Annotated in this window: 1 protein-coding gene; it reads left to right on the top strand. The window is 37.8% G+C overall.

Annotated features, from left to right (window positions below; all coding sequences use genetic code 11):
* Nucleotides 1-275 precede the first annotated feature (275 nt).
* Nucleotides 276-803, top strand: coding sequence for a DUF4943 family protein (locus D1614_RS23690; protein WP_119440467.1), 528 nt, complete (start codon nucleotides 276-278; stop codon nucleotides 801-803).
* Nucleotides 804-887 lie beyond the last annotated feature (84 nt).

The raw sequence follows: 887 nt of genomic DNA, 5'->3' as shown, positions 1-887 counted from the left end.
AATGAAAGATAACTGCTTACTCTCCGGGATTATGCTAAATTTGTTAACAAAACCTGGTGAGTTGTGCAACAGGCACACGGTACATATTGCAGGGCGGGGTTTGGTGGTACGCCAACTGCGGATTCTCGCATCACAGTTCCGTGTCCTTCGGACAGGAACGCTCTCCGATATCCGCCCCGACAACATGTACCAACCGTTATGCCCAAGCTTGAAAACGCAACCAGAATGATATCTAAATCATCATAGTTTATGACAAATAATTTAAAAACTAAATCATGAAAACCATAAAAATTTTAATCTTGATTGGATTCTTTGCTGGACTCTTAAGTTGTAGTAAGGATGACACAGAAGAAATTAATAATCCTGATGTTGAAACATACATAGAATTGTTGAAAGCAAATCAATATGATTCTTTTAAACTACCAGAGTTTTCTTCCGACGATATTCCTGCACTTTTGCAATACACTAATGATTTCAGTGTAGTTAATAAATTTCCATCTAATCCAATTTCATCATATGCCGAACCAAATCCGGACTACAAATTAAGTGTTCTCGTTCTATGGACAATTGAATCTATACGGTTAGCCGCTACGGATAACAAACGTGTTTTCGGGTTTGCTTCTCAAAATCCTTTTGTTCAGACAAAATCAGAACCAATAGAGTGGTTTACTGACCATGACAGTGAAATTTACAATACGATAAGACAAGCCTATTCTAATTGGTGGGATGAGAATAAGCATAAAAAATTTAGTAGTTTTTGCAATATTGACCCACTATCAGAAACAGAATATAGATGGCACTAAAATATAAAGTCGAGTAGGTAAAGGGGAATCACACCCCTAAACCTCTCACAGAACCGTACGTGATAGTCTCCCATCATACGGCTC

Source organism: Maribellus luteus (assembly GCF_003576475.1).
GTDB classification, from domain to species: Bacteria; Bacteroidota; Bacteroidia; order Bacteroidales; family Prolixibacteraceae; genus Draconibacterium; species Draconibacterium luteum.
The sequence above is the reverse complement of the archived record's forward strand: the minus strand, read 5'-3'. Positions and strand labels throughout refer to the sequence as shown.

Coding starts and splice junctions, on each gene's coding strand:
- D1614_RS23690 (WP_119440467.1), top strand. CDS start 276: ATGAAAACCATAAAAATTTTAATCTTGATTGGATTCTTTGCTGGACTC.